This is a genomic window from Serratia sp. OS31 (genome assembly GCF_014164835.1).
In the GTDB taxonomy this organism is placed as follows: domain Bacteria; phylum Pseudomonadota; class Gammaproteobacteria; order Enterobacterales; family Enterobacteriaceae; genus Serratia; species Serratia liquefaciens_A.
In genome coordinates this window covers 1-2,313 of the sequence record NZ_JACJFQ010000083.1, presented here as the reverse complement: position 1 = coordinate 2,313, position 2,313 = coordinate 1, and the positions used below count along the sequence as shown (strand labels likewise).

2 protein-coding genes are annotated in these 2,313 nt (G+C 58.2%); both read left to right on the top strand.

Annotated features, from left to right (window positions below):
- A partial coding sequence (locus H5P17_RS26870) for an autotransporter outer membrane beta-barrel domain-containing protein (RefSeq protein WP_182825907.1) occupies positions 1 to 120 on the top strand: 120 nt, incomplete at its 5' end.
- Between the two features lie 69 nt (positions 121 to 189).
- Positions 190 to 2,313: autotransporter serine protease (locus H5P17_RS26340; protein ID WP_182825906.1), on the top strand; the 2,124-nt coding region annotated here is incomplete at its 3' end.

The window sequence follows — 2,313 nt, the reverse complement described above, 5'->3', positions numbered from 1 at the left end:
AAAGCCAGTGCGGAAGTGGCGGTGAACAAGAACGCCACGCTGTCGCTGGGCTATGGCGGGCTGCTGTCGCAAAACTACCAGGACAACAGCGTCAACGCCGGTTTTACCTGGCATTTCTGATCTTAAAAAACAAACGGAACAACCGTCCCGTCTGGGGCGGTTTTACCAAAAACAATAAGGGATAAGGGAATGAAGCAATCTGCAGGAAACAATAAACCGGCATTGGCGCCGACATGGAAACTGAACGCCCTGTTATGCGCGTTGTTGGCTACCGGGGGTGCACAGGCCGCGACCTATACTGAAGGAGGTAAGAGCGGCGATCCGGCCAGCTGGCGCAGCAATGAATTCAACGCCAATTGGGGGTTGGGGGCCATTCACGCCGATGAGGCTTACGCAGCGGGTTATACCGGCAAAGGGCAAAAGGTGGGGATCTTCGATACCCCGGTGAACCAGCATCCGGAATTTGCCGGTGACGGCAAGCTGACTAACGTTGTCACCGAAGGCTATCGCGCCTATACCGACCCGCATCGAGAGGGGATTAAGGCCGGCGATCGCTTTTACTTTGACGGCACTTTCCATTTTTACAGTGGTTCACAAGGCCTGTTAAGCAACCACGGTGTCCACGTAGCCGGTATCAGCGGGGCTAACCGTGACGGTACTGGTATGCACGGCGTGGCCTTCGATTCGCAAATCATCAGCGTCGATAACGACAATGACGGCCCGGCCTACGGTGAGTTCCTCGGGCTGGATGGCAGCGTGACCAACGCGGGCTGGCAGGCGATGATCAACAATGGCGTGCGGGTGATCAACAACAGTTGGGGCGTCAGCATTCCGGATTTTCTCTCGGATAACGGCAAGAAACCCGATGCGCTGCATTTCGAGCTAAAGGACGCGCAGGAACAGTTTGATCAGGTGAAACCTTTGCTGGGCAGCCTGGCGGGGGCGGGTTATCAGGGCGCTATCGATGCGGCACGTAAAAATATTCTGGTGCTGTTCGCCGCCGGTAATGACGGCAACTACAACCAACCGGATGTGATCAGCGGCCTGGCCTATTTTGTGCCGGATATTGCGCCTAACTGGCTGTCGGTTGCCAGCGTTGCGCAAGATGCCGCCTCCACCAACAGCGTGCCTTACACCATCAGCAGCTTCTCTTCGCGTTGCGGCTACACCGCCAGCTTCTGCGTCTCCTCGCCGGGCAGTAAAATCTACAGCACCGTAGCCAACGGTTCAGATCCGAACCAGTTGATCTCCGACTATGGCAATAAAAACGGTACCTCAATGGCGACGCCGCACGTGACCGGTGCGGTTGCCGTATTGCTGCAGCGTTTCCCGTACATGACGTCGGCACAAATTGCCGATGTGCTGAAAACGACCGCTACCGATATGGGGGCTCCGGGCATCGATGCATTGTATGGCTGGGGGATGATTAATTTGGGCAAGGCGATTAACGGCCCGGGCATGTTCTATACCGTCGATGATATCCCCGAGGAGTTTCGTATTCCGGACCCGACAGGCGTGGCTTATGGATCATCGCAGTTTATCGCCAACATTCCCGGTGAGGGGGCGATCATCGATCAGGGCACACTGCACGCCAGAGTTTGCGATGACTACCACTGCTCGCTTGAAGTGTATTCCAATGATATCAACGGCCATGGCGGCCTGACCAAGGAGGGCCAGGGCGCATTAGTACTGACCGGCAACAATACCTACTCCGGCCCGACGTGGGTCAATCAAGGCCTGCTGGCGGTGAATGGCTCGGTGACTTCGGACGTGACGGTACAAAACGCCGGCCTACTGGGCGGTTCCGGTACGCTAGGGTCGCTGGCCGTGCGCAGCGGCGGCACCGTGGCGACGGGCAACTCGATCGGCACGCTGAACGTGACCCGTAACGTCAGCTTCGAACCGGGTTCCCGTTACGCGGTGGAAGTGGCAGCGAATGGCCAAAGTGATCGGATCCAAAGTAACGGATCGGCAGCGATCGGCGGCGGTGAGGTGACCGTATCGCTGGAAAACAGCGGCAACCTGCTGTCGCAAAGCGAGGTTCGCAGCCTGCTGGGCCAGCAGTACAACATTCTGACCGCCCAGCAGGGCATCAGCGGGCAATTTGATTCTGTGGCGCCAAACTACCTGTTCCTCGGCACCGGGCTGACCTACCAGCCAAATCAGGTAACGCTCAACGTCGGGCGCAACGACACCTCTTTCGCCAGCGTGGCGGCAACGCAGAACGAGCGTGCGGTAGCGGCGGCGGCAGATGCGCTGGCGGCGGGCAACCCGGTGTTTGAGAGCATCCTCAACGCCGGTTCGGCGGGGGAA